This is a genomic window from Corynebacterium sp. LK2590 (assembly GCF_040946105.1).
Lineage (GTDB): Bacteria > Actinomycetota > Actinomycetes > Mycobacteriales > Mycobacteriaceae > Corynebacterium.
Window position 1 is genome coordinate 192,761 of record NZ_JAYWMH010000002.1, and the last position, 25,184, is coordinate 217,944.

General features: G+C 67.7%; 22 protein-coding genes. 12 read left to right on the forward strand and 10 right to left on the reverse strand.

What is annotated here, in order from left to right; translation table 11 throughout:
* Positions 1–19 precede the first annotated feature (19 nt).
* Positions 20–1,312 carry an L-seryl-tRNA(Sec) selenium transferase gene (gene selA, locus VVR85_RS03580; protein WP_368519588.1) on the forward strand — a complete coding sequence of 431 codons (1,293 nt, stop codon included), beginning with the start codon at positions 20–22 and terminating at the stop codon, positions 1,310–1,312.
* A complete protein-coding gene (selB, locus tag VVR85_RS03585) occupies positions 1,313–3,106 on the forward strand; it encodes a selenocysteine-specific translation elongation factor (protein ID WP_368519589.1) in 1,794 nt (597 codons plus the stop codon).
* 9 nt (positions 3,107–3,115) lie between these two features.
* Here the strand turns inward: selB and VVR85_RS03590 are convergent, their stop codons facing one another.
* Positions 3,116–3,991 carry a hypothetical protein gene (locus tag VVR85_RS03590; protein WP_368519590.1) on the reverse strand — a complete coding sequence of 292 codons (876 nt, stop codon included), beginning with the start codon at positions 3,989–3,991 and terminating at the stop codon, positions 3,116–3,118.
* Positions 3,992–4,352: 361 nt separating this feature from the next.
* On the opposite strand from VVR85_RS03590, the gene VVR85_RS03595 reads away from it, so the two are divergent.
* Both VVR85_RS03595 and zupT read left to right on the forward strand, forming a co-directional pair.
* Positions 4,353–6,245 (forward strand): BCCT family transporter, encoded by a 1,893-nt coding sequence (locus VVR85_RS03595; protein WP_368519793.1) that lies wholly within the window; start codon positions 4,353–4,355, stop codon positions 6,243–6,245.
* Positions 6,246–6,284: 39 nt separating this feature from the next.
* A complete protein-coding gene (gene zupT, locus VVR85_RS03600; protein WP_368519591.1) occupies positions 6,285–7,085 on the forward strand; it encodes a zinc transporter ZupT in 801 nt (266 codons plus the stop codon).
* Here zupT and VVR85_RS03605 read toward each other — a convergent pair.
* The 4 genes from VVR85_RS03605 to VVR85_RS03620 all read right to left on the reverse strand — a co-directional run bounded on the left by VVR85_RS03605 (position 7,054) and on the right by VVR85_RS03620 (position 10,653).
* Entirely contained in the window at positions 7,054–8,358 is a 1,305-nt protein-coding gene (locus tag VVR85_RS03605; protein WP_368519592.1) for a chloride channel protein, read from the reverse strand. The two genes, zupT and VVR85_RS03605, sit on opposite strands and share 32 nt — an antisense overlap.
* A complete protein-coding gene (locus VVR85_RS03610; protein ID WP_368519593.1) occupies positions 8,339–9,256 on the reverse strand; it encodes a DUF808 domain-containing protein in 918 nt (305 codons plus the stop codon). Before VVR85_RS03610 ends, VVR85_RS03605 begins: the two co-directional genes overlap by 20 nt.
* 130 nt (positions 9,257–9,386) lie before the next feature.
* Entirely contained in the window at positions 9,387–9,929 is a 543-nt protein-coding gene (locus VVR85_RS03615) for a DUF402 domain-containing protein (protein WP_368519594.1), read from the reverse strand.
* A 4-nt stretch (positions 9,930–9,933) separates the two neighbouring features.
* Positions 9,934–10,653: a hypothetical protein gene (locus tag VVR85_RS03620; RefSeq protein ID WP_368519794.1), complete on the reverse strand. Its 720-nt coding sequence runs from the start codon at positions 10,651–10,653 to the stop codon at positions 9,934–9,936.
* A 520-nt stretch (positions 10,654–11,173) separates the two neighbouring features.
* Here VVR85_RS03620 and typA point away from each other — a divergent pair.
* The 8 genes from typA (at position 11,174) to VVR85_RS03660 (ending at position 18,960) form a co-directional block, all read left to right on the forward strand.
* Complete coding sequence (gene typA, locus VVR85_RS03625) at positions 11,174–13,084, forward strand: translational GTPase TypA (protein WP_368519595.1); 1,911 nt, start codon at positions 11,174–11,176, stop codon at positions 13,082–13,084.
* Positions 13,085–13,170: 86 nt separating this feature from the next.
* Positions 13,171–14,769: an ABC transporter family substrate-binding protein gene (locus VVR85_RS03630; RefSeq protein WP_368519596.1), complete on the forward strand. Its 1,599-nt coding sequence runs from the start codon at positions 13,171–13,173 to the stop codon at positions 14,767–14,769.
* Entirely contained in the window at positions 14,756–15,670 is a 915-nt protein-coding gene (gene mshB / locus VVR85_RS03635) for an N-acetyl-1-D-myo-inositol-2-amino-2-deoxy-alpha-D-glucopyranoside deacetylase (RefSeq protein WP_368519597.1), read from the forward strand. Before VVR85_RS03630 ends, mshB begins: the two co-directional genes overlap by 14 nt.
* On the forward strand, positions 15,667–16,050 hold the full coding sequence (locus VVR85_RS03640; RefSeq protein ID WP_368519598.1) for a hypothetical protein: 384 nt from the start codon (positions 15,667–15,669) through the stop codon (positions 16,048–16,050). Before mshB ends, VVR85_RS03640 begins: the two co-directional genes overlap by 4 nt.
* Before the next feature lie 48 nt (positions 16,051–16,098).
* Positions 16,099–16,422: a ferredoxin gene (gene fdxA / locus VVR85_RS03645; RefSeq protein WP_070769427.1), complete on the forward strand. Its 324-nt coding sequence runs from the start codon at positions 16,099–16,101 to the stop codon at positions 16,420–16,422.
* 7 nt (positions 16,423–16,429) lie between these two features.
* A complete protein-coding gene (dapC, locus tag VVR85_RS03650; RefSeq protein ID WP_368519599.1) occupies positions 16,430–17,530 on the forward strand; it encodes a succinyldiaminopimelate transaminase in 1,101 nt (366 codons plus the stop codon).
* An 8-nt stretch (positions 17,531–17,538) separates the two neighbouring features.
* The gene (locus VVR85_RS03655; protein WP_368519795.1) at positions 17,539–18,339 is read left to right on the forward strand and encodes a pseudouridine synthase; all 801 of its coding nucleotides are present in this window, start codon (positions 17,539–17,541) and stop codon (positions 18,337–18,339) included.
* Between the two features lie 57 nt (positions 18,340–18,396).
* Positions 18,397–18,960 carry a GtrA family protein gene (locus VVR85_RS03660; RefSeq protein WP_368519600.1) on the forward strand — a complete coding sequence of 188 codons (564 nt, stop codon included), beginning with the start codon at positions 18,397–18,399 and terminating at the stop codon, positions 18,958–18,960.
* Positions 18,961–19,290: 330 nt separating this feature from the next.
* Here VVR85_RS03660 and VVR85_RS03665 read toward each other — a convergent pair whose 3' ends face one another.
* The 5 genes from VVR85_RS03665 to VVR85_RS03685 all read right to left on the reverse strand — a co-directional run bounded on the left by VVR85_RS03665 (position 19,291) and on the right by VVR85_RS03685 (position 25,071).
* A complete protein-coding gene (locus VVR85_RS03665) occupies positions 19,291–19,782 on the reverse strand; it encodes a hypothetical protein (protein ID WP_368519601.1) in 492 nt (163 codons plus the stop codon).
* A 151-nt stretch (positions 19,783–19,933) separates the two neighbouring features.
* Positions 19,934–20,791 (reverse strand): DUF559 domain-containing protein, encoded by an 858-nt coding sequence (locus VVR85_RS03670; protein ID WP_368519602.1) that lies wholly within the window; start codon positions 20,789–20,791, stop codon positions 19,934–19,936.
* A gap of 395 nt (positions 20,792–21,186) precedes the next feature.
* Positions 21,187–22,518, reverse strand: a complete 1,332-nt coding sequence (locus VVR85_RS03675; protein WP_368519796.1) for an amino acid permease — start codon at positions 22,516–22,518, stop codon at positions 21,187–21,189.
* Positions 22,519–22,644: 126 nt separating this feature from the next.
* Complete coding sequence (dapD, locus tag VVR85_RS03680; protein ID WP_368519603.1) at positions 22,645–23,616, reverse strand: 2,3,4,5-tetrahydropyridine-2,6-dicarboxylate N-succinyltransferase; 972 nt, start codon at positions 23,614–23,616, stop codon at positions 22,645–22,647.
* Positions 23,617–23,700: 84 nt separating this feature from the next.
* Positions 23,701–25,071: an amino acid permease gene (locus tag VVR85_RS03685; RefSeq protein ID WP_368519604.1), complete on the reverse strand. Its 1,371-nt coding sequence runs from the start codon at positions 25,069–25,071 to the stop codon at positions 23,701–23,703.
* Between the last annotated feature and the right edge of the window lie 113 nt (positions 25,072–25,184).

Genomic DNA, 25,184 nt, shown 5'->3' on the forward strand with positions numbered 1-25,184 from the left:
ATTTTTATCCAGGAGTGCCGTGACTGACCCGCGCCGCAACATCCCGCGCACCGATGAACTGCTGAAACTGCCCGAGGTCGAGCAGGCCCGGGCGCACGTGGCTGAGCCGGTGATTCGCAGCATCGTCGACGGTGTCCTCAACCAGGCCCGCCGCGGGCAGGTGCCGCCGGAGGACGTGGCGAGCGAGGTCGCCCGGCGAGTCGGCAGCGCCCAGCCGTATTCGCTGCGGCCGGTCATTAACGCCACGGGCGTTATCGTGCACACGAACCTGGGACGCGCCCCCTTGCCGCCCGCGGCCGTCGATGCCCTGGTCGCCGCCGCCGGCTACACCGACGTGGAGCTGGATCTCAAGACGGGCTTGCGCTCTAAGCACCGCGGACGCGGGGCGGTCAATGCGCTGCTTGCGGCGTGCCCGGCGGCTGAGGACGCGCTCATCGTAAACAACGGCGCGGCCGCCCTGCTGCTGGCTACTGCGGCGCTGGCCCCGCACCAGGAAGTGATTATCTCGCGGGGAGAGCTCATCGAAATCGGCGCGGGCTTCCGCCTACCGGAGCTCATCGAGTCCTCGCACGTGCGCCTGCGCGAGATCGGGGCGACGAACCGGACCCACCTCCACGACTACGTCGGAGTCATTGGTCCGGAGACCGGCGCCATCTTGAAGGTGCACCCCTCGAACTTCCGGATCACCGGCTTTACTAGCGCGGTCTCGGTGGAGCAGCTGCGCCCGGTCGCGCAGGAGCATGGCGTCCGCCTCATCGTGGACTTGGGATCGGGCCTTCTGACCCCGGACGCGACGCTGCCGGACGAGCCCGACCTGCACGCCCAATTGGCGGCCGGCGCGGACGTGGTCATCGCCTCCGGGGACAAGCTGCTGGGCGGCCCCCAGGCCGGGATTCTGCTCGGCACTCGGGAGGCCATCGCCTGCATGAAGAAGCACCCGCTGGCCCGGGCGCTGCGGGTGGACAAGCTGCGGCTCAACGCCTTAGAGGCCGCGCTGAACACGCCGAGCAACGCCGTCGCGGACGCGCTGCACGTCAGCGCCGAGCCGCTGAAAGCCCGCACGGAGGCGATGGCCGCGGAGCTGGGCGCGCAGGTCGTCGAGCACGCCGGGCGCGTGGGCGGCGGCGGGGCGCCGGAGTACCCGCTGCCCGGCTACGCCATCGCCTTAGACGACAAGGTGGCGGGGCGCCTGCGCAAGGGCAGCCCGGCGGTGCTCGCGCGCGTCCACGACGGGCGCTGCCTGGTGGATCTGCGCTGCGTGCCGCCCGGAGAAGATCCCACCTTGCTCGCGGCCCTGAAGGAGGCTATCTAGATGCAGGTCATCGCCACTGCCGGACACGTCGATCACGGCAAATCCACCCTGGTCAAAGCGCTGACCACCATGGAGCCGGACCGCTGGGAGGAAGAAAAGCGCCGCGGGCTGACCATCGACCTGGGCTTTGCGTGGACCACGCTGCCCAGCGGGGAAGACGTCGCCTTCGTCGACGTGCCCGGGCACGAGCGTTTCCTGGGCAACATGCTGGCCGGGCTGGGGCCCATCGGCCTGGGGCCGGCGCCCATCCTGCTCTTCGTCGTCGCCGCGGACGAGGGCTGGCAGGCCCAGAGCAGCGATCACCGCGACGCCGCGGTGGCGCTGGGTATCGAGCGCGCGGTGGTGGTCTTAAGCCGCGCGGACAAGGCGGACGCGCAACAGCGGGCTAACACCGCCGCCCAGGTCCAGCGGGAGCTGGCCGGCACGCCGCTGGCGCAGGCGCCGGTGGTGGAGGTCTCGGCGGTCACGGGCGAGGGCATCGACAAGCTGCGCGAGGCCCTCGACGGCCTGGTCGGGCCGGAACCGGACCCGGCAGCCGCCGTGCGGTTGTGGATCGACCGGTCGTTTAGCATCACCGGCGCGGGCACCGTGGTCACCGGCACCCTGGTGGCCGGCACCCTGCGGCCCGGGGACACTCTCAGCCTGTTCCAGGCCACCGGCGTGCGCGAGGTCGAGGTGCGCGGGCTGCACAGTGAGAACTCCGCCATCGACCTTGCCCAGCCGGTCAGCCGGGTGGCGGTGAACCTGCGCGGCATCGACGCCGGCACCATCCACCGCGGCGACGTGCTGGCCACCCCGGGCAAGTGGGAGGCCACCCGCGTTATCGACGTGCGCCGCACCACGGGCCGGGGCCTGGACGAGGTCCCGCAGGAGGTCGTCGCCCATCTGGGCAGCGCCGGGGTGGGTGTGCACGTGCGGCCCTTCGACACCCAGCACGCCCGCCTGCAGCTGCCGGAGCCGCTACCGGTCGTGGTCGGGGACCGCCTCATCCTGCGCGGCTCGGGCGCGCGCCACGTGCTGGCCGGCGTCGAGGTCATCGACGTCGCCCCGCCGGAGCTCAACCGCCGCGGGGACGGGACCCGGCGCGGCCAGGTGCTGGCGGGCATTACCGATGCCAGCGACGCCGGGGAACAGGTACGTCGCCGCAAGGCCGTGCGCGTCGAGGACCTGGCCCGCCAGGGCCTGGATACGGACAACCGACCGGCCGGCGTGGTCGCCTTCCGCGGGTGGTGGATTGCCGCCCGCGCGGTCACGGAGTGGAAGACCGAGCTGCTGGGCGCACTTGAGGCCTATTTCGCCGACAACCCGCTGGCCGCCGGCATGCCGCGCGTGGCCGCGGTCCACCTGTTGGCCTTGCCCGGCGAGGAGCTTCTCGACGTCGTCATCGCCGCGGCGAAGGTCAGTTCCGCCGACGGGCTGCTGAGCCTGCCGGGGCGCCAGGCGGGCCTCGGCGCGGCGGAAGAAGGCATCGCCAAGCTGGAAAAGCAGCTGGCCGATGCCCCCTGTGCGGCGCCCGAGGCCGGCGACCTGGAGGCCTGGGGGCTGGGCGCGAAGGAGCTGGCCGCTGCCGAGCGCGCCGGGCGCGTGGTGCGCCTGGGCGGCGGGGTGGTGTTGGTGCCGGCCAGTCTGGAGTGGGCCAAGGCCCGCCTGGGCGAGCTGGACCAGCCGTTTACGACCTCGCAGGCGCGCCAGGCGCTGGGCACCACCCGCCGCGTGGTCATCCCGGTGCTCGACCACTTCGATGCCCAGCGGGTGACCCGCCGGATCGACGCCGGGCACCGCGAGCTGCGCTAGCGGGAGGCGCTAGTCCTGCGCCGGCGGGTCGTGGTGCAGCTTCGGGAAAGGCCCGAAGGCGCTCCTGGGGGCCTCCTCCTCGTCGGGAGCATCGGGCCCTAAAACCGGCCGCCCGCCCGGGGTGGGCAGGGGGAAGGCGGCGCAATCGAGAGTGACGTCCCAGACCTGGGGGACCGGCTGCGGGCGGGCCGGCCAGGCCTGCGCGTCCGGCAGCGCAGGCGGGACGGGGCGAAAGCGCAGCGCTTCTGCGTCGGCGGGGACATCGACGGCGATGCTGCCGTCGGCCACATAGGCACGCGCACAGACGGAGCGGTCACCCGCGGCATCGAGAGCTGCGGTCAGCGCCGGGTAGTCGGCCGGGGCCCCGATGGTGCCTAAGACGTGGTCTTCGGTGCTGGCGATGAGCTCCGCGGCCTGCCTGTCCACGCGCACGATGAGCTGGCAGGCGCGGCTGCGCGCCGCGAAATCGTCCGGCAGGTCCCCGCGGGAGGTATCCACCGCGGCGGGCTGGCCGCCGTCGAGGAGCGCTGCCTGGGCCGGCACCGTGTTGACGGGGACCAACCATTCGTCCGGGCCCAGGTGGATGCCGACCTCGACCTGGCCGTCGGCAATCTCGCACTGCGCCCACGTGGTGGGCACCAGCCCGGCGCGCCGCAGGCGCTCCAGGGAGGGGAAGGCCACCGCTTCTTCCGCGGTGATGGTGGCGATGATGCCCACGGCGGCCCGGACCCGCCAGCCGGTAGGCAGGGGCTCCAGGCTAACCTCTAAGACCTGCGGCTCGTGCGCCAGGCCGGGCAGGCTCAGCACCGCGGCGGGGATGAGGTGATCCAGGAGGGCCAGGTGCTCCACGCCAAGGAACTGGGCGGGCAGATGGTAGTTACGCATAAGGCGGCGCTCCTGCGGTTGCTTTGAGAAACGGGTGGGCTCAGCCAGAACCAGCCGAAAGCTGAGCGGCAAGCCCTCACTGCCAGACAGTCTATCGAGGCCTCCGCCGCCTTTACCCGATTACTAGGGTGGACGTTTGCCCAAAGTGGAGAAGTCCAGCACACAGTGCGTTATGGTATACGCCACAGAAGTATCGACTTATGTGTTCTGTCCACTCTTTTATCCACTCGGGAATCGAGTGTCTAGGGCAAGGAGGATCCTCATCTCGCAGCAAGAACCTTCATCATCGTCCGACGCCGGCGTAGGGTCGGAACCGGTTTCGGCCCAGCGCGGCGCCGGGCACAACCGCAAGCCAGGCCGCCTGCCGCAGGCCAAGCGGGTGCTCAAGGACATCATCTACCCGCACAACATCCACCCGGCGCTGGCGCCGGGCGTGTCCATCGAGGACCAGAAGATCAAGTACGGGGTGGACAAACCCATCCTGGTGGTGGTCGGCGGCCTCATCGTGGCGTTTATCATCTGGGGCGTGCTGGCCCCGCAGCAGGTTTTCGATGCATCCTCGGTCGCCCTCGAATGGGTCATGACGAACCTGGGCTGGATCTTTACCGTGCTGGCCATCGGGCTGGTCTTCCTGCTCCTCATCCTGGCGTTTTCCCGCTACGGGCGCATCCCGCTCGGCGTGGACGGGGAAAAGCCGGAGTTCTCCACGGTCAGCTGGGCGGCCATGCTCTTTGGCGCCGGCATCGGCATTGGCATCATCTTCTTCGGCCCCTACGAGCCGCTCAGCCACTACCTCTCGCCGCGGCCCGGGGCCTACGAGGCCGCCAGTGAGGAAGCCATGATGGGCGCGATGGCACAGGCGGCCATGCACTGGGGATTGAATGCCTGGGCCATCTACGCCATCGTCGGCCTCGCCGTGGCTTATGTGTCCTACCGCCGCGGGCGCGTGCCGCTGATGAGCTCCATCCTGTTGCCGCTGCTGGGAACCAAGAAGAACGACTCCTGGCAGGCCCGGGTTATCGACGGCCTGGCGATCATCGCCACGCTGTTCGGTACGGCGGCGACGCTCGGCATCGGCGCGCTGCAGATTAGCCGCGGCGTCGAGGTGGTCACCGGCTGGTCGCCGGAGGGCAACGCCCTGGCGCTGGTCATCATCATGGTGCTCTCGGTCGGCACCATCGCCTCGGCGGTCTCGGGCGTGGCCCGCGGCATCCGTTGGCTGTCCAACATCAACCTGGCCCTGGCGCTCGGCCTGGCGATCTTCTTCTTCGTGGTCGGCCCGACCGCGTTTTTGGCCAATATGCTGCCGGCCGTGGTCGTCGAGTACGTCGGCTCCATGCCGGACATGCTGGCCGCGAACATGGGCGAGGGCGAAGAGATGCAGGCCTACCTCTCGGCCTGGACCACGTTCTACTGGGCCTGGTGGGTGTCCTGGGCGCCGTTCGTCGGCGTCTTTGTGGCCAAGATTTCGCGCGGGCGCACCATCCGCCAGTACATCCTGGGCGTGCTTTTTATCCCGGCCGCCATCATCGTGGGCGCCTACACCATCCTGGGCGGGACCACCATCTGGCTGCAGCGCCAGTCCAACGCCGTGGCTCCCGACGGCACCGCCGAGTCCATGCCCGCGCCGGAGGAGATCTTCTTCGTGGTGCTGGATAAGCTCCCCGGTACCGAAATCGTCGCGCCGCTGGTGATGGTGATGCTCGCGGTCTTCTTCGTGACCACCGCGGACTCGGCCTCGCTGGTCAACTCGCAGATGACGCAGAAGGGCAACCCGCGGCCCAAGCCCTGGATCACCATCTTCTGGGTGCTGTGTATGGCCGGCATCGCCGTGGTGATCCTGCTGGCCGGCGGTCGCAACGCCCTGCAGGGCCTGCAGAACCTCATTACGATTACCGCGCTGCCCTTCGCCGTCATCATCGTGGCCATGTGCGTGGCCCTGGTGCGCGAACTGCGCAACGACCCGATGAGCATCCGTGCCCACTACGAGTCCCAGGCGATCTCCAACGCCGTCGTCCACGGCGTGCGCGACTACGGCGACGACTTCGCCCTGACCATCGAGCCGACCCCCTCCGAGTCCGACTACGCCACCGGCGCCGACTTCGACTCCACCGCGGACGAGGTCACCGAGTGGTACACCCGCACCGACGAGGAGGGCAACGCCGTCGGCTACGACTACGAGACCGGCGAGTACATCGCCGAGGACAACAGCGGCGTCGAGCCGGAAGGCGACGGCGGAGTTAAGTCGGACTAATAACGGCGGGGGAAAGGCCGGGCCTTTAAGGTAGTGGGCATGCACGATCTGCCCACCATCGCCTTCGCCTTCGGGCTGGCGCTGCTGGCCGGCCTGTCCACCGCGATCGGTGGCGCCATTGCCGTCAGCCGCCGCAACCCGGGCCCCGGCTTCATGGCCGGGGCCCTGGGCTTGTCGGCCGGCGTGATGCTGTACGTCTCCTTCGTCGAGATCCTCCCGGAGGGCAAAGAGCAGCTCACCGAGGCCTTCGCCGACGCGCGCGCCGGGACCTGGGCGGCCGTCGGCGCGTTCTTCGCAGGCATTGCCGTCATCGCGATCATCGACCGCCTGGTGCCGGAGGAAATTAACCCGCACGAGCCCGGCACCACCGAGGAAGCCGCTCGCCGCCGCCGGCTCATGAAGACCGGGGTGTTCACCGCCGGCGCGCTGGCCATCCACAACTTCCCGGAGGGTTTTGCCACCTTCCTGGCCGGCCTCGAGGACGTCCAGGTCGCGCTGCCCGTCGCGGTGGCGATTGCCATCCACAACATCCCCGAGGGCATCGCCGTGGCCGTGCCGCTGCGGGAGGCGACCGGCTCGCGCGCCAAGGGCTTCTGGTGGGCGCTGGTCTCCGGCTTAGCTGAGCCTATGGGCGCGCTTATCGGTTTCGTGCTCCTGATGCCGCTGCTGGGACCGGCGACGATGGGCATTAGCTTCGCCGCCATCGCCGGCACCATGGTCTTTATCAGCCTGGACGAGCTGCTGCCGACGGCCGAGGAAACCGGCAAGCACCACTTCGCCATCTACGGCGTCATCGCGGGCATGGCCATCATGGCGCTGTCGCTGCTGCTGTTCCTGTAGGAGTCTTGCGCGCAGCCGCCGCCCGCCGCGCCCCGCGGGCGAGGTAGAACGAGCCCAGCGCCGAGACGACAATTGGGCCGACCAGCCACAGCGGGGCCGCGGTCAGTTCCCAGGTGATGACGGCGGCGAAGAGGGGAGCCCGCTGAGTGACCGCCAGCACTGCGGCGGCGCCGATGAGCGCGCAGGTGATGATCGAGTATTCGCTGTCCATCCACGGCAGGCCGGCCCAATGAAAGAAGAAGGCGGCGGCCCCGCCCAGCGATGCCCCCGTGGCCAGTGCGGGCGTGAGCGTGCCGCCCACGGCCCCGCAGCGCAGGCAGAGCACCGTCAGGACAGGTTTGGCCACCAGCAGGCAGGCAAAGAGCGCGCCGCTGCCGCCCAGGTGCAGCGTGAGCTGGATGATATCGAAGCCGTTGCCCGGCACGGGCGGCAAGACCAGCGCGCAGGCGCCCACGGCCGCCCCGGCCGTGCCGACGGAAAGCGGCAGGTACCACCGCGGCGGGGTGCGGTTGCGGCCGGCCCAGTCCGCGCCGGCTGCGAAAGCGCCGCCGATGCCGCCGGCCAGCGGCATCACCACCACCATCCAGCCCACGGCCGCCAGGACGAGCCCGCGGCTGGGGGAGAAGTCGGGCAGCGTATAGAAAGCCTGGTGGCCCACCACCGGCCAGGCGGTTACGGTCGCCAGCCCGGAAACCGCCAGCGCGGAGCACACCGTGCGGAAGGTGGGGGTTATCCGCATTACGGAGAAGGCGAAGATGGCCCCGGCCAGCGGGACGTTATAGACCGCGCCCAGCCCGGCGCCGGCGGCGATAGGCAACAGCTCGCGAACGACGCTGTCGGTATGGCCGTCTTTCCGGGGGAAGGCCGCGGCGAGGGCGGCCGCACCCTGGCGCGGGGCGTTCTCCCGGCCGATGGAGCTGCCCGTGCCGGCGGCGAGCAGTTGGAAGGCGGCATCGGCTAGCGTGCGGCCTAGCGGCAGGCCCCGGCCGCCGCTTAACGCGTCGTCCACGGTGCGCACGGGACCGCCGCGGCGCAGCCACCACCAGCCGGCCCCGGCCAGCAGCCCGCCGGCGGACGGCACGCCGACGACGGTTAGCCAGTGGGCAGGGCCCGGATCGTCGTGCGCGCCCACCAACAGGAGGGCGTCGACGAACAGCGTCATGGCCATGCCGACCAGGCCGGCGGAAATACCGCTCGCGACCAGCAGGGCCAAGTAGGAAAGCCGGGATTTCAGCCGCGTGCTACGGGTGGTGCTACTTGGCCGCCCGGACATGCTGAATACCTTCGACGACGGCGACGATGATGGCGCCGCCCATGAAACCGAAGACCATCGAGCCGGCGGTATCGACCAGCCACTCCAGCACGCCGGCGGGGACCAGCTGGCTTAAGTGGTGGACGGCATCGGCGGGCGCGCTCAAGCCGAACTCGGCCAGGCCGGAGGTCAGGATGTGGCCGCCGACCCACAGCATCGCGGCGGTGCCGATGATGCCGATGATGTGCAATACGTAGGGCATGCCCTTGACCAGGGCCTTGCCCACGAAGGAATTGCCCTCGCGGCGCTCGAGCAAGCGCAGGCCGATGTCATCCATCTTGACCAGCACGGCCACAGCGCCGTAGACGCCCAGGGTGAAGACGATGGCGATGGTGATCAGCGTGACCACGCGCAGCCCGAAGGACTCCTCCATCAGCTCGTTGAGAGCGATGACCATGATCTCGGCCGAGAGAATGAGATCGGTGCGGATGGCCGAGGAGACGAGGGAATCCTCAGCCTCCGGGCCGGACTCGCGCACCGGCGTTTCCTGATCCTGCATGCCCGGCAGCAGCTTCGCGGCGATCTTGTGGGCGCCCTCGAAGCACAGGTAGCAACCGCCCAGCATCAGGATGGGGGTCAGCGCCCAGGGGGCCAGCCAGGACAGCAGGAGGGCCACCGGCAGGATGATGATGAGCTTGTTGACCAGGGAGCCCTTGGTGATGCGCCAGATCATCGGCAGCTCGCGCTTGGGGTCCACGCCGGCGACGTATTGCGGGGTCACGGCGGCGTCATCGACCACCACGCCGACGGCCTTGGCGGAGGTCTTGCCCGTCAGCGCGGCGACGTCGTCGATCGACGAGGCCGCCGAACGCGCGATCAGCGCGATGTCATCGAACAAGGCAAGAAGGCCACCGGTCATGAAACCACTCTCCGAACAGTGCTAGGCGAATAAAGGCGAAAGCAAGAATTTTAAGCAAAAATCAACAGCTAAAACGATTGCAATCTACCCCGGATCCCCGGCGGCTGCAACACTTGCGACGCTAGAGTGCTTAGGCGTTGCCGGCGGGCACGAGCTCTACCTCGTCGGCCCACGTGAGCGGGAAGCCCAGCTGGCGCAGCCACTCCATGGCGTCGTCGCGGTGGCGGGTGATGCCCTCGACCGCGGTCAGGGTGGCATCGATAGCGCCCTCGGCCTCCTCGGCGGTGAGGTAACCGGCGGAGGTGGCGGCCGCGAGCTCGTCGATGTCCAAGACCTCGACCGGGCGGCCGGTCAGGGAGACCAAGTCGACGTAGAGGTCACGAGTGGACCACACGTCGTCGGTCACCGAGATATCTGCGATGTCGAAGTAGAAGTCCTGGGAGTGCTCGACGCCGGGGCGGAAGTGGAAGATGTTGGCGCGCAGGCGCAGTTCCGGCAGGAGCCAGGACTCCAGGTAGCCGAAGCACGGGTGGTCGGCGCCGCGGCCCATGTAGAGGCCGAAATCGGTGCGCTCGTAGCGGTCGACCGGGCGGTTAAAGCCCTTCGGATCGATGTTGAAATCGCCGCGCGTGTCGAAGGTTTCTTCCTTCACGGGATGCAAGTCAACGCTCATAGCTTTAATTAACCTCCACGATGGCGGCGGTGGGGGCGAAGCGGCAGCTGCCCTCCTCGGTGTTGACGGCGCCGCTGAGCAGGGCGACGACGGTGCCGGGGCCGGTGGCGGCGCGGCCCGAGATGGTCGCCGGGCCGTCCGGGTTAATCCCGTGGTTGCCCAGCGCGGTAACGCCGCTGCGGAAGTTGTTCAGGTTGAACCAGTGGACGTTCATCTGGCCCTGGTTGGGCGTGGCCGCCTGGGTGCCCATGGCGGTGAACAGGAAGGCGGTCTCGCCGGCGCCCGCGCCAGGGGTGGGGATCTTGGTCGGACCGGGCACCGCGATGGCAGACCCGACGGAGTCCTGCGTGCCGCCGATGCAGCGGCCGGAGACGGTCGGCCAGTAGAACTGGCGGAAGTTCGGGCCGCCGACGGGCATCTCCACGCCGGCCTCGCCGCCGCCCTGGCCGGTGGTATAAGCCAGCGCGGCCAGGATGGCGTTGCGCGCGTCCTCCGGCATCCACGGCTGGTAGGCGAAGTCGCGCACCTGCGCGGCCGCCTGCGGGGTGGGCCGGCCCAAGTGATCCACCGGCAGCGAGGAGCCGACGGCGTCTTCGAACTGCGCGCTCAGCTCGGCGGCGGACGACGCGGCCGAGGCGGCGGGCGCCGGTACCTGCGCGGCGGCCTCGGCGGGGGAGACCATGGCAACGAGGGCGCCGATAAGGCCGGCGGTCGCGGCTGACATGGCTGCCGCGCGGCCGAGGCGGGACGTCGAGTTCCGGCGGCGCGGGTGGTTGGCGTGGTCCGCAGAGGAAATGGTCACGATGAACGCAGTCCTTGGGTGGGGGATAAGTTCTAGTAAAGAAGTCGTTGTCCGGCGGTGACTAATCTGACCCCGGGATTTGTGTCTGCAAGCCTCCTGAGTCACATTAGTTACAGCCGTAACAACTTCACCTGTAGTAACAGTATTCAATTTTTGGCAACAGTCAACTGGAAACTTGACTATTACTTCATCTTTCGTCGAATGTAATGGTTTCGTTACACATCCCAGCGCGGGGCAAATGCGGAAGCCGCTGCGGGGGCCGGGAGGGCGGCGGGGATAATTTTGGGCGGTTTTTCGGTGGCCAATTCTGCAGCGAACCAGCAGGCGGGGTATCGTAGTACCCCGTTGAAAAATGTCCCGTTCCTGGGAGCCTGGGCGGCAAGAGCCTGCTCCCGGCAAGGAAAGCGGGAAACCCGAGATTCCATTGAAGGAGAATCGATTCGTGACCCATACTGAGTTCCGTAACGTCGCCATCGTCGCCCACGTTGACCATGGCAAAACCACCCTGGTCAACGGCATGCTGGAGCAGTCCGGCGCTTTCGGCGAACACGGCGAACACACGGACCGTGTCATGGACTCCAACGACCAGGAAAAAGAGCGCGGCATTACCATCCTGGCCAAGAACACCGCGATTATCCGTAAGGGTAAGGGCAAGGATGGCGCCGACCTTATTATCAACGTCATCGACACCCCGGGCCACGCCGACTTCGGCGGCGAGGTCGAGCGCGGTATCTCCATGGTCGACGGCGTGGTCCTGCTGGTCGATGCCTCCGAGGGCCCGCTGCCGCAGACCCGCTTCGTGCTGACCAAGGCCCTGGAGGCCAAGCTGCCGGTCATCATCGCGGTCAACAAGACCGACCGCCCGGACGCCCGCATCGACGAGGTCGTCACCGAATCCCAGGACCTCCTGCTGGAAATCGCCGCCGGCCTGGACGATCCGGAGGCCGCGGCCGCCGCCGAGGAGCTGCTCGACCTGCCGGTGCTCTACGCCTCCGGTCGTGCCGGCATCGCCTCCACCGAGAACCCGGGCGACGGCAACGTGCCTGCCGGTGAGGACCTGCAGCCGCTCTTCGACGTCATCTACGACGTCCTGCCGGAGCCGTCGGCCACCATCGACGCCCCGCTGCAGGCGCACGTGACCAACCTGGACTCCTCCGACTTCCTGGGCCGTATCGCGCTGCTGCGTATCTACTCCGGCACCATCAAGAAGGGCCAGCAGGTCGCCTGGATCCACTACGACGACGAGGGCAACCAGCACACCAAGACCGTCAAGGTCGCGGAGCTGCTGCGCACCGTTGGCTTCGAGCGCCAGCCGGCCGAGGACGCCATCGCCGGCGACATCGTGGCCATCTCCGGCATCTCCGACATCATGATCGGCGACACCATCGCGGACCCGGAGCACCCGGAGGCCCTGCCGCGCATCACCGTCGACGAGCCGGCCATCTCCATGACCATCGGCGTGAACACCTCGCCGATGGCCGGCCGTGGCGGCGGCGACAAGCTGACCGCCCGCCTGGTCAAGGCCCGCCTGGACCAGGAGCTCATCGGTAACGTCTCCCTGCGCGTCCTGCCGACCGAGCGCCCGGACGCCTGGGAGGTCCAGGGCCGCGGCGAGATGGCGCTGTCCGTGCTCATCGAGTCCATGCGCCGCGAGGGCTTCGAGCTGACCATCGGCAAGCCGCAGGTCGTCACCCAGGAGATCGACGGCAAGGTCCACGAGCCATACGAGCTGATCACCATCGACGTGCCCTCCGAGCACCAGGGTGCGGTCACCCAGCTGATGGCCACCCGCAAGGGCCAGATGCAGTCCATGGACGTGCGCGAAGGCGACTGGGTCCGCATGGTCTTCCGCATCCCGGCCCGCGGCCTCATCGGCTTCCGCACCCAGTTCATGACGGAGACCCGCGGCGCGGGCATCGCCAACTCCATCTCCGACGGCCTGGACGTCTGGGCCGGCGAGATCAAGTCCCGCCCGACCGGCTCCCTGGTCGCCGACCGCACCGGCCAGATCACCCAGTACGCGCTGACCCAGCTGGCCGACCGCGGCAGCTTCTTCGTGGAGCCGGGCGACGAGGCCTACGAGGGCATGGTCGTCGGTGCCAACAACCGTGATGAGGACATCGACATCAACATCACGAAGGAAAAGAAGCTGACCAACATGCGCTCGGCCACCGCCGACGCCACGGTCACCCTCGCCAAGGCCCACACCCTGAGCCTGGAAGAGGCCCTCGAGTTCTGTGGCACCGACGAGTGCGTCGAGGTCGCCCCGAACGCCCTGCGCGTGCGCAAGGTGATTCTGTCCGCGACCGACCGCAAGCGCGCGGCCTCCCGCAACAAGCAGCTCAATAAGTAGTTCGCCCGAGCGTTAACTACCTCATCCCGCCCCTACTGCACTAAAGTGGGGTGGGATTTATTTCTTTCTAGAAGGCAGGTGCACCGGTGACAAAGCCGTTTCGCGGCGCGATCGCGCTGCTGAGCGCCGGGCTGCTGGGCGGCGGCGTTCTCAGTGCGTGCGCGGCGAACCCGGGCCCGCCGCCGGTGGTCGAAGAGGCCCCGTCGGAGCCCTCTACCACCTCGACGACGACCAACCCGCCGCCCGAGCCCACCGAGCGCTCGCGCGTGGCCGTCGGCGTCGACCCGCTCCAGGCCGGGTTGAACCCGCACCTCTTGGCGGACAACCAGCAGCTCGTTGAAGACATCGCCGACCTCGTGCTGCCGTCGGTTTTCCATGGGGACCAGCTAGATACCGACGTGGTGGACTCCGCCGAGGAAGTCGAGGCCCCGGAGGGCGTGGCCCAGCGCCTGCGCTACGAGATTTCCTCGGCCGCCCAGTGGTCCGATGGCACCCCGCTGACCTCAGCCGATTTCAGCTACCTGTGGGAGAAGATGCGCAGCGCCCCAGGGGTGAAATCCCCGGCCGCCTACCAGGCGATCAGTGCGGTGCACAGCTCCGACGGCGGCAAGATTGTCACCGTGGATCTATCCACCCGCGTGGCTGACTGGCGCGTGCTGTTCCAGCACCTCTTGCCCGCCCACCTGTTGGAGGAAGGCGACGCCTCCTTTAGCGCCGCCCTGGCCAACGACATCCCGGCCTCGGCCGGGCGCTTCCTGGTCGCCTCCGTGGACAACGCCCGCGGCATCATCACCCTGAACCGCAACGACCGCTACTGGGGCGCGGAGCCGGCCCAGCTGGACGTGATCGAGCTGCACTACATGCGCTCGTCCCAGCAGGCGGTCAACATGTTGCGCACCGGCCAGGTCGGTTTCGCCGACACCCTGCCGGAGCAGACCACCATGGAGTCGCTGTCCCTGGTGCCCGGGGTCGAGGCCCAGACCCAGGCCGGGCTGCGGCAGCTGCGCCTGCAGCTATCCACCCGAACGCTTGCCGATGCCTCCGTCCGCCGCGCCCTAGCCAGCCTCGTCGATACCGATCAGCTGGCCCGCCTGGCCACCGGCCGCAGCGCGGACCTGGCCGTGGCCCGCAACCCGGTGTCCGCCGGCGCGGATCTCACCCCGCTGCGCGAGCTCGCCGAGAACCGGCCCATCCAGCTGGCCGCGGACCCGTCCGACGTGCCCGCCACCAACGCCGCCCATGCGCTCGTGGACGTGCTCACCAGCCAGGGCATTGCCGCCGAGGTGGTCGGGGAGAAGATGTCGGTCATCACCTCCACGCTACTGCCCAACGAGCGCGCCGATGCCGTCCTCGCCTGGCACGACCTGACCTTGCAGCCGGCGGACTTCGCCGACTATTTCGTTTGCCCGAGCCCCGAGAACAAGGCTGGCGGCGACCTGTCCGGCTATTGCCCCGAGGACGCCGAGGCGCAGCTGGGGCGTATCCTGGGAGGCGAATACACGGGCGAACAGGCCCTCGAGCAGGTGCGCGCCCTGAATGCGGCCCAGACCCTCTACGTGCCGATCATCGACGAAACCCGGGTACACGCCGTGGGCCGGGGCATCGCCGGCCCCGCGGGCGCGCCGGCCGAGTGGTCGCTGGAAACCGCCCCAACCTGGAAAGAAGGAGAACGTGTCGAAGACTAACCTGGACCTGTCGGGATTTCGGGTCCTGCTGACCCACGCGCATCCGGACGACGAGACCCTGTTTACCGGCGGGACCATCGCCGGGCTGAGCGCGCGCGGCGCGCAGGTCACCGTCGCGACGGCCACGCTCGGCGAGGAAGGCGAGGTCATCGGGGACAAGTACCAGCACCTGGTGGCGGACGAGGCCGACCAGCTGGGAGGTTTCCGCATCGGCGAGCTGGACGCCGCCGTCGCCCACCTGGGCGCGCGGTCGGTGCTGCTGGGCGGGCCCGGCCAGTTCCGCGACTCCGGCATGGCAGAATCCGCCGCCCACGCCAACCCACGCGCCCTGGTCAACCGCGTCCCGGAGGCGGCGCAGCTCATCGCCCAGCTCATCGACGAGCTACGCCCTGATGCCGTCATCACCTACGGGCCCGACGGCGGTTACGGGCACCCCGACCACATCGCGGTGCACCAGGCTACCCACCAGGCGCTAGAGCAGGCCGGATGGGCCGTGCCCCGGGTGTGGTGGGCCATCTACGAGCGCGAGCTGACGCTGGGGGCGCTGGAGACCCTGCGCGTTCCGGAGGGCTGGCAGCTGCCGATCGCCGATTACCTAGACAACTTCACCAACGCCGGCGCCGATCTCAAGGTCCGGCTCACCCCGGCCGCCTACCAGGCCAAGCGGCGCGCGATGGCCGCCCACGCGACCCAGATCTGGCTCGGCGACGGCACCGTCACCGAGACCAACCCGGAACCCGCCTGGGTGCAAGCCACCAACCCGGCCGAGGTGCCCACCGGCTACGCGCTGTCCAACCGCCTGCTGATGCCGCTGCCGCGCACCGAGTCCTTCCAGCTCGCCCAAGGCCCGTCGCCGCTCGGCGAGGGCATCCGTGGGCTGCTGGGGGAGCTAGACTCATGAGCGGCGAGGAGGCGGTTATCCGCACCGACTTCACGCGGGCCGAGGCCGTCGGTGGGCTGACGTGGCTGTGCCTCGGGGCGGCGCTGTCCTGTCTGCTGGAGGTGGTCTACCTCAACGCGTGGATTGGGCCGGTACCGTTCCCGATTACCATCGTGGTGGCGTTCCTGTTCAACCACGTGCTGACCAAAACGGCGCGGCTGTGGAGCTCGAATCCCTTCGTGGTCGCGCTGCCTTTGGCGGTGTGGATCCTGCTCTTCGCGATATTTTTGTTTGGCGTTGAAGTAACCGGGGATCAACTACTAGCCAATAATATTCGCACCGTGTGCCTGCTTTTTGCGGGCATAGCGGGCGGTGTCTGGCATTTTGTCAAGACGAAGTGACATACTATTTAACGGCCTAAAAACTGGATCAGGAGATAATTTTCACCCATGACTTATACAATCGCCCAACCTTGTGTTGACGTGATGGACCGGTCCTGCGTCGAGGAGTGCCCGGTCGACTGCATCTATGAAGGCAAGCGTTCCCTCTACATCCACCCTGACGAGTGCGTGGACTGCGGCGCCTGCGAGCCCGCCTGCCCGGTGGAAGCCATCTTCTACGAGGACGACGTGCCGGACGAGTGGCTCGACTACAACGACGCCAACGCCGCCTTCTTCGACGATCTGGGTTCCCCGGGCGGGGCTGCCGCCTTGGGCCCGCAGGACTTCGACGCGCCGATGATCGCCGCGTTGCCGCCACAGAATCAGGAGTAGAAGCACCATGAACCGCACCCCGCTGGGGGAGAAGCTACCGGACTTTCCCTGGGACTCGCTGGCCGATGCCAAGGCCAAGGCCGCCGCGCACCCGGACGGAATCATCAACCTGTCCGTCGGGACCCCCGTGGACCCGGTCTCGCCGGGGGTGCAGCTGGGCCTGGCATCGACGGCCGCGGAGCCGGGTTACCCCGCCACCGCCGGCACGCCGCAGCTACAAGAGGCCATCGTGAGCGCTTTGGAGCGGCGCTACCACGTGACCGGCCTGGATACCCAGTCGGTGCTGCCGGTTATCGGTTCTAAGGAAGCCATCGCGTGGCTGCCCACCCTGCTGGGGCTCAGTGGCCACCGGATCGTGATCCCCGGCCTGGCGTACCCGACCTACGAGGTAGGCGCGCGTCTCGCCGGCGCCGAGGTTGTCCGAGCCGACGACACCGCCGACTTCGGCGATGCCTCGCTGGTCTACCTCAACTATCCCGCCAACCCGACCGGGGAGGTCGCCTCCGTCGAGCACCTCCGCGAGGTAGTCGCCTGGGCCCGGGCTCACGATGCCATCGTCGCCTCCGACGAGTGCTACCTCGGCCTGGGCTGGAACGACGACAACCCGCCGGTATCCATCCTGGACCCGCGCGTGTGCGACGGCGACCACACCGGCCTGCTGGCCCTGCACTCGCTGTCCAAGACGGCGAACCTCGCGTCCTACCGCGCGGCGTTTATCGCCGGCGACCGCGACCTCGTCCAGGAGCTGCTGGCCGTGCGCAAGCACGCCGGCCTCATCGTGCCCGGCCCCATCCAGTCCGCGATGGTCGCCGCGCTTGACGACGACGCCTCCGAGCAGCTGCAGCGCCAGCTCTATGCCCGCCGGCGCGTGGCGTTGATGAAGGCACTGACCGCAGCGGGCTTCAAGATCGACCACTCCGACGGCGGCCTCTACCTGTGGGCCACCCGCGGCGAGGACTGCCGGGCGACCGTCGACTGGCTGGCCGAGCGCGGCATCCTGGTCGCACCTGGCGACTTCTACGGCCCGGCCGGCAAGCAATACATCCGCATGGGCCTCAACGGCACGGACGAAGGTATTGCCGCCGCGGTGGAGCGCCTGGGGCGCTAGTGCCGCCCATCGGCTGCCGGGAGGGTATCTCCCCGCAAAAGACCGTCCTGCGCGGTCGCGTTCCGTGGGAAGGGGAGTACTGGGCCGCCCGTGCTGGTGATTCCCCGTTTGCCGAGGGCGAGAAACTCCGTCCCGGCCAAGCGTTGCCGCGGCCCGTGCCGGCGTGGTTTCACCCCGTCGTGCCGGCGGAAGTGGAGGTCCCGTTCTACCACCGCGTCCTCTTCGCTGACGAGGACCTCATCGTGGTGGACAAGCCGCACTTTCTGCCGACGACGAGCAACGGGCGCATCGTCCGCAACACCGTCCAGACCCGCCTCCGCCTCGAGTTCTGCGAGGACGAAATCGTGCCCATCCACCGGCTGGACCGGCTGACCGCGGGGATTGTGGTCTGCTCTCGCCGGCGCGCCACCCGCAGCGTCTACCAGCAGCTTTTCGCCCAGCGCCGCGTTCGCAAGCAGTACCGCGCGGAGCTTTCCGCCCCGCTGGACATCGACGAGCTCATAACCCTGCCCATGCGCAAGATCGCCGGGCAGCGCCGCGTGGCCGTCGATGCCACCGGCACCACCACCCGCACCCGAGTCCGCGCGCACGGGCGGGTGGCCGACCTGTGGCCGGAGACCGGGCACACGCACCAGCTGCGGGTGCTGCTGAACCACCTGGGCGCGCCAATTCTCGGCGACGACACCTACCCAATCGACCGTGGCCTCGACCTTTACGACTTTTCCCGGCCGCTCAAGCTGTGGCACACCAGCCTTAGCTTTACCGATCCGTTGCAAGGCACGCAGCGCCGGTTTTCGCTCCCGCAGTAGTCGCGGAGTATTCTCGAAGAGTTATTGTTGTTATCCGCAGGCCTGAAAAGGTAGTTCATGAGTGAGCAGAGCTTCGCGCGCATGGCGGCCAACCTCCGGCAGTTCATCAAATTCGGAATGGTGGGCGGCTCGGGCGCGCTGGTTAACTTTGCCGTGTTCGTGCTGTGCAAGAAGATTGCCGAAGGCTTCTTCTCCGTGCACGAGACCGACGTCTGGTTCCCGATTTTCGGCACCGAATTCAACGTGCGCTGGTACAACGTCTTCATGGTGATCGCTTTCCTCGTGGCCAACACCTGGAACTACCAGCTCAATCGCATGTGGACCTTCAAATCGGTCAGCAGCGTGTCCTGGCTGCGCGGCTTCTTCCCGTTCCTGCTCACCGGCCTTGGCGCGCTGGTCGTCTCACAGATTTTCATGGTGCTGCTGATGAACCCCACCACGCCAATCGGCCTGCCGCGCGATATCTTCGACGACTCCACCGGCCTGCGCACCATGTCCTACTGGGCCAACATGATTTCCGTCATTCTCGCCATGCCGGTCAACTTCATCATCAACAAGCTCTGGACCTTCCGCTCGCGGCCCGAGGGCCCGCGCGTCGTCCACGAGCAGGAGCCCGCCTAGCGCTTATTCCCGGCCCGCTTCTCCCGCTTCCGCTTGGTTTCGCGCAGCCGTTGGCTCCTGTTTCCGGCTCTCCGCCGGCCCGCGCGCCCTCCGCGCTCACGGGTAGGGGATTGGTGCGCGGATTTGCCTTGCCGGTGACCGCGAAGGGTTCATGCGCGGTAGCGCCGGTCGGCCGGCTACTCGTATGTTCAGCAGAACTTTCCTCGCGCGCCCTTCGCGCTCACGGGCAGAGGATTGGTGCACGGATTTGCCTTGCCGGTGACCGCGAAGGGTTCATGCGCGGTCGAGTGAGGTTTCGGCCAGGCGGTAGTCGCCCAGCCGGCCAGCTAACTAGTCATCGAATGAGGCGTCCAAGCGCCGCTGGTCGCGTGCGCGGAGGAGGTTGATGATGAGCGGGGTGAAAACCAGCCCGCCGAGAAATCCCAAGATACCGCCGACGATGATGCCGCTAGCCGTATCAAGCTGGCCCGCCTGGTAGGTGTTGTAGAACATGCCCGCCATCATGATCGCAGCTGGTAGAGCGACAAGCGCGGTGGGAAGAAGACGCGGGGTAGCGGGCTTCGGGCGGGGAATGTGCTTGGTCATCCATTGGGTGCTGAGCATTTCGGCCAGGACGTACGGCAGAATCACGACCACGGAAACTTGGGAGAGCTGCCCGTCTAAGAGCCAGGCGAAGATTGCGCCGACGGTGTACAGGCTGAAGACCATCGTGGAATACCCCACGGCGTAGGACTTGTATACTATCTCCCGCTGGTACTCGTCCTCGGTGCACGCCTCGACCTGCTCAAAGGTGTGATTCGCGATGTGATCGGCGATCGACATGGCAGGTAATCCTTTCTTGGCTCTTGCCACTCCCGCCGGGGACAAAAACCGAAGGCTACGGAGGCGGGAGGTCCCATTGGCACCGAGCCAACGGCGCAACAGGCCCATCTTCGTGATTAAGCGTAGAGAATAGCGGGCTACCTGGCAAAGCTTAAAGGTTCCAGTGCCACTTCCAAGCAGGCTCGCGGCTGACATACGTCATTTGCCCGGGGTGTCCTCGCGTGCGGCACCGAATAGCGTCGCGGATCTGGTTGATCACACTGGGAAGGTTGAAGCGAATGCAGTCGCCGGTAAACCGAAGCACCAGGTAGCCGTGGTTCTGGCCGGCATTAGATTTCATGCGGTCGAGGATGAAGTTGCGGTGCTGGCTATGGTAGGTATAGCCGTCGACCTCGATGAGAATCTTCCACCGCCGCAGCTCCAGGTCGAAGCGGTAGCCAGCCACGACCGAGTTATGAATCGGGTAAATTCCCTCCTTGCGCAGGGCGCGCGCAAGTTCCCGCTCGCGCAGCGAATCCGTGCCGATGGCGCACTCGCGCAGGCACGCCCGCAGGCCCTTGGGTATCCGCCCCATCCGGCGCCTGTCCTTAGCCAGCCGAGCCCGGCCGTCTTTGCCGTGGTAGTGCCCTTCCAGCATGGGCCCGCTGCGCTCCGGGCAGCGCCGCGCCGCCCACAAGGGTTCCACGACCCGAAAACCATTGACCTGCTGCTTCGAGCGCAGCCGTGAATGCACGACACGGAAATTCTCACCCACGATGGTCCGCGGCCCCTCCAGCGTCAGTGGAAAGCTCAGCGGCAGCCCACAGTGCACCTCGATGGCGCTTCGCCCAGCCAGCGCCGCACGCGGATACGCCGCCAGCAGGCACGTCGCGACCTCGTGAGCGCTCGGTTGCTGGTCCGTGTAGACGCCGCGATGGATACGAAAAAGTCGGCCCTCGGCCAGCAGCGTTCGAATCCGCCGCTTGCCGATGCCCTCCTCCCGCAGCCGCGCAGTCGTCCACATCGCCATGCACCTAAAGCTAGGCAGCGGGCAGAGTCATTGCTAGGGAAGAGGGCGGAAATGGCCGACAAACGCTAAAAATACTCCGCCCACGCCGGTTTCTGGCGGGCGCGACCTGCAAAATGCCCATCCTAAATGGTGACATTGCTACCAAGTGGGTAGGCCGCGGGGGTGATTTCCGCTTAGCGCGCCCTTCGCGGTCACGGTGGCGGGTCTCGCGCGCAGAAAAGCGCCGCCGTTGCCCGCGAAGGGTTCATTGTGCCGGGCAATTGAAGCCGGCGGAAGAGAAGCCGGCGGAAGAGAAGCCGGCAGAAGGGCAGGCGGCATAAGCGCAGCCGGAGAACCAGAAGCCGGCACAAAGAAAGGGCGCCCACCACACGGTGAGCGCCCAGCCGGCCGAGCTGCTACGGCAGGTCCAGCGTCGAGGTCGGGGAAATGCCGCGGACCTTCGAGTTGATGAACCCGGCAACCGCCAGCACCGCGAACATGGCGGCGGCGGAGGCGAGCTGGATGCGGGAGGAGGCATCGCTGAGCATGAGCACGGCGATGCCGGCCAGCGCAATCAGAGTCAGCCACGTCAGGTAGGGGTAGGCCCACATGCGGATGGGCAGCTCGTAGCGGGCCTCGAGCTGGCGGCGCAGGCGCAGCTGCGCGACCGCGATGAAGGTCCACACGATAAGCAGGGAAGCGCCCGCCGAGTTGAGCATGAAGGTCAGCAGCCAACCGGTATCGGCGTAGTTGAGGACGACCATGACGGCGGCCAGCGCCACCGACAGCCCAATGGCCGGCAGCGGGACGCCGTGGGTGTTGGTGCGGGCGAAGATGCGCGGCGCCTCACGGCGGGTGGCCAGCGAGTGCATCATGCGGGAGGAGGCGTAGATCTGCGCGTTGAAGGCAGACAGCAGCGCCAGCACGATGATGACCTCCATCAGGCCGGCCGCGAACGGGATACCGGCGTGCTCGAGCACGCGGGTAAACGGCGAGGCGGCGGCGGTATCGGAGTCACCCAGCGAAGAGTAGGGCAGCAGGAAGGTAATCACCAGCACGGAGCCCAGGTAGAAGACCGAGATACGCAGGATGGTCGAGCGCACGGCGTTGACCAGGGAGCGCTTCGGGTCCTCCGACTCGGCGGAGGCGATGGCGACGACCTCGATGCCGCCGAAGGCGAAGGCGACCGCCAGCAGGCCGGTGGCCACGCCCGACAGCCCGTTGGGCATGAAGCCGTCGCCCAAGAAGATCTCGGTGCCGACGAAGGTGTGGCCGGGCAGCAGGCCGAAGATAAGCGCCACGCCCAGCAGCAGGAAGGCGACGATGACGACGACCTTGATGGCGGCGAACCAGTACTCGAACTCGCCGAAGGAACGTACGTGCAAAAGGTTAATCACGCCGAAGATGGCCACGCACACGGCCGCGGGGATCCACGGCGGCACGGCCAGCCACGCGCCGATGAAGGCGGCGGCGCCGGTGATTTCGGCGCCCAGCACCGCCACGGTGGCCAGCCAGTAGATCCAACCCTGTGTAAAGCCCGCCCAGCGTCCGATGCCGTGCTCGGCATACTCGGAAAACGAGCCGGAGGCGGGAATGACGGTGCCCATCTCGCCGAGCATCTGCATCACGAGGATGGCCAAGGTGCCGGCGATGACATAAGCGACGAGGACCGCCGGGCCAGCGGCGGCGATGGCGACCCCGGTGCCCAAAAAGAGCCCGGCACCGATGGTGGAGCCTAGGCCCATCATCGTCAGGTGGCGGACCTTCAGGCCGTGGCCGAGGGTAGCGGCGGGAGTAGGTTCAGCAGTAGACACTCTCTTAGTGTAGGTCGCCTACGAAAAAGGACCCCCGAAGGGGTCCTTAGCGGCCGAATTTTAATTCTTGTGGAGGTCGGAGTTTAAGGCCACGGCTGCGGCCTTCCACTCGGTGGCCTCGACGGCGCCGGTCACGGAGTGGCGGCGCAGCAGCACGCCGGAAGCGCCCGACAGCTTCGCGGCCTTAACCTGCTCGCCGGCCTCGACGCCGACGGCCTCGGCGACCTTGCCGTAGACGGTAACCCGGGTGCCGGCGGTGACGTACAGGCCCGCCTCGACGACGCAGTCGTCGCCCAGCGAGATGCCGACGCCGGAGTTGGCGCCGAGCAGGCAGCGCTCGCCCAGGGAGATGACCTCCTTGCCGCCGCCGGACAGCGTGCCCATGATGGAGGCGCCGCCGCCGATATCGGAGCCGTCGCCGACCACCACGCCGGCAGAGACGCGGCCCTCGACCATGGAGGCGCCCAGGGTGCCGGCGTTGAAGTTGACGAAGCCCTCGTGCATGACGGTGGTGCCCTCCGCGAGGTGGGCGCCCAGCCGGACGCGGTCGGCATCGCCAATGCGCACGCCGGAGGGGATGACGTAGTCGACCATGCGGGGGAACTTGTCCACCGAGTACACGGTGACCGGGCCGCGGGAGGCCAGGCGGCCGCGCACCATCTGGAAGTCGGAGACGGCGCACGGGCCGTAGTTGGTCCACACGACGTTGGCCAGGTGGCCGAAGATGCCGTCCATGTTCAATTCGTGCGGGCGGACCGCGCGGTGGGACAGCAGGTGCAGGCGCAGGTAGGCGTCGTAGGTGTCGATGGGGGCATCGTCAAGCGAGGCGATGCCGGTGGCAACTGCCACGCGGGCGACGCCGCGTTCCTCGTCGGGGCCTACCAGCTCAGCGAACTGCTGGGGAACCTCATCCAGCTGGGTGGTGCCGGACTGCTCCACCGGCTGATCGGTGTGGACGGCCGGGAACCAGACGTCCAAGACCGTGCCGTCGTGGGTGATGGTCGCGAGCCCGCGGGCGGATGCTGAAGTCATAGTGTGAAAATGCCTCGTGAAAAAATCGAAGGGAATATGCCACGTATTCAGTTGTTTAGACGCACGTTGAGCCAGTTTAGCTAATTAGCGTTTGTTGCGCCCCACCTGGCTGCGCGCGCCGGTCGGCAGCGCGAAAGACAGCACGATGAGGACGGCGGACATCGCCACGACGGCGCCGATCTGGGCGCGGGCGGCCGGGTCGAAGAGCATGAGCACGATCAGCGCGCCTAGGGCGGCCAGCACGATCCACGGCACGTACGGGAAGCCGGGGGTGCGCAGCTGGGTGAGCTCGCCGTTGGCCTTCATCTCGGGGTGCAGCTTCAGGTAGGAGCAGACCACCAGGATCCAGATGACCAGCAGGCACCCGCCCACGGCGTTGAACAGGAAGGTCAGCAGCCCCGGCGGGTTCCAGTACTGCAGGCCGACGGAGGCGAAGGCGAAGATCATGGAGAGCACGACGGCGTTGCGCGGCGAGCCCTGGGCGTTGGTGAACAGGAAGGCGTGGTGGGCGTTGCCGTCGCGGGCCATGTCGAAGACCAGGCGGGAGGTCGCGTAAATCTGGGCGTTGAACGCGGACAGCAGGGCCACGACGATGACGAGCTCCATGAAGCCGGCCACGGCCGGGATGTTGGCGGTGCCCATCACCAGGGCGAAGGGGGACTGGGAGGCGTCGTCGGCGTCCTGGATCAGCTCGAAGGGCAGCAGCAGGGCGATGACGGCGACCGAACCCAGGTAGAAGACGATGATGCGGAAGATGATGGCGCGCACGGCGGTGGAGACGTTGTGCGCGGGATCCTCGGACTCCGCGGCGGCGATGGTCACCAGCTCGATGCCGCCGAAGGCGAAGGCCACGGCCAGCAGGCCGGCGGCGAAGCCGGGGATGCCGTTGGGCAGGAAGTTATCGGTGAAGTTCTCCGTGGCGACGAAGGTCGTGCCCGGCCACAGGCCGGTGACCATCAGCACGCCCAGCACGAGGAAGGCGACGATCACCGCGACCTTGATGACAGCGAACCAGAATTCGAACTCGCCGAAGCCGCGCACGGAGGCGAAGTTGATGACCGCGAAGATCAGCACCGCAATGAGCGCCGGGATCCACGGCTCGACGCCGAACCAACCGCCGATGATGGCCGCCGCGCCGGTGATTTCGGCGCCCATGACCATCACCAGCATGAACCAGTACAGCCAGCCGCAGGTAAACCGCGCCCAGTTGCCGAAGGCCTGGCCGGCGTAGGTGGAAAAGGAGCCCAGCGACGGGCGGGCGGAGGCCATTTCCCCCAACATTCGCATGATCAGGGCGACCAAGGCGCCCGCGATGGCATAGGCGATGAGAATGGACGTGCCGGCGATATGAATGCCCACGCCCACGCCGAGAAACAGTCCGGCGCCGATGGCGGAGCCCAGGCCCATCATGGTCAGGTGGCGGGTTTTTAGTCGCTGTGGTTTCTCCGTAGCCATTGAATTCTCCAACCCAGATTTGCGATATGTCGATCCCGCTGAAATACAGCGAGTGTTTGCTGGGAGTTTACACGTTCGTCACCAAGGTCACGCCCGCCACCCCCGCGTTACGC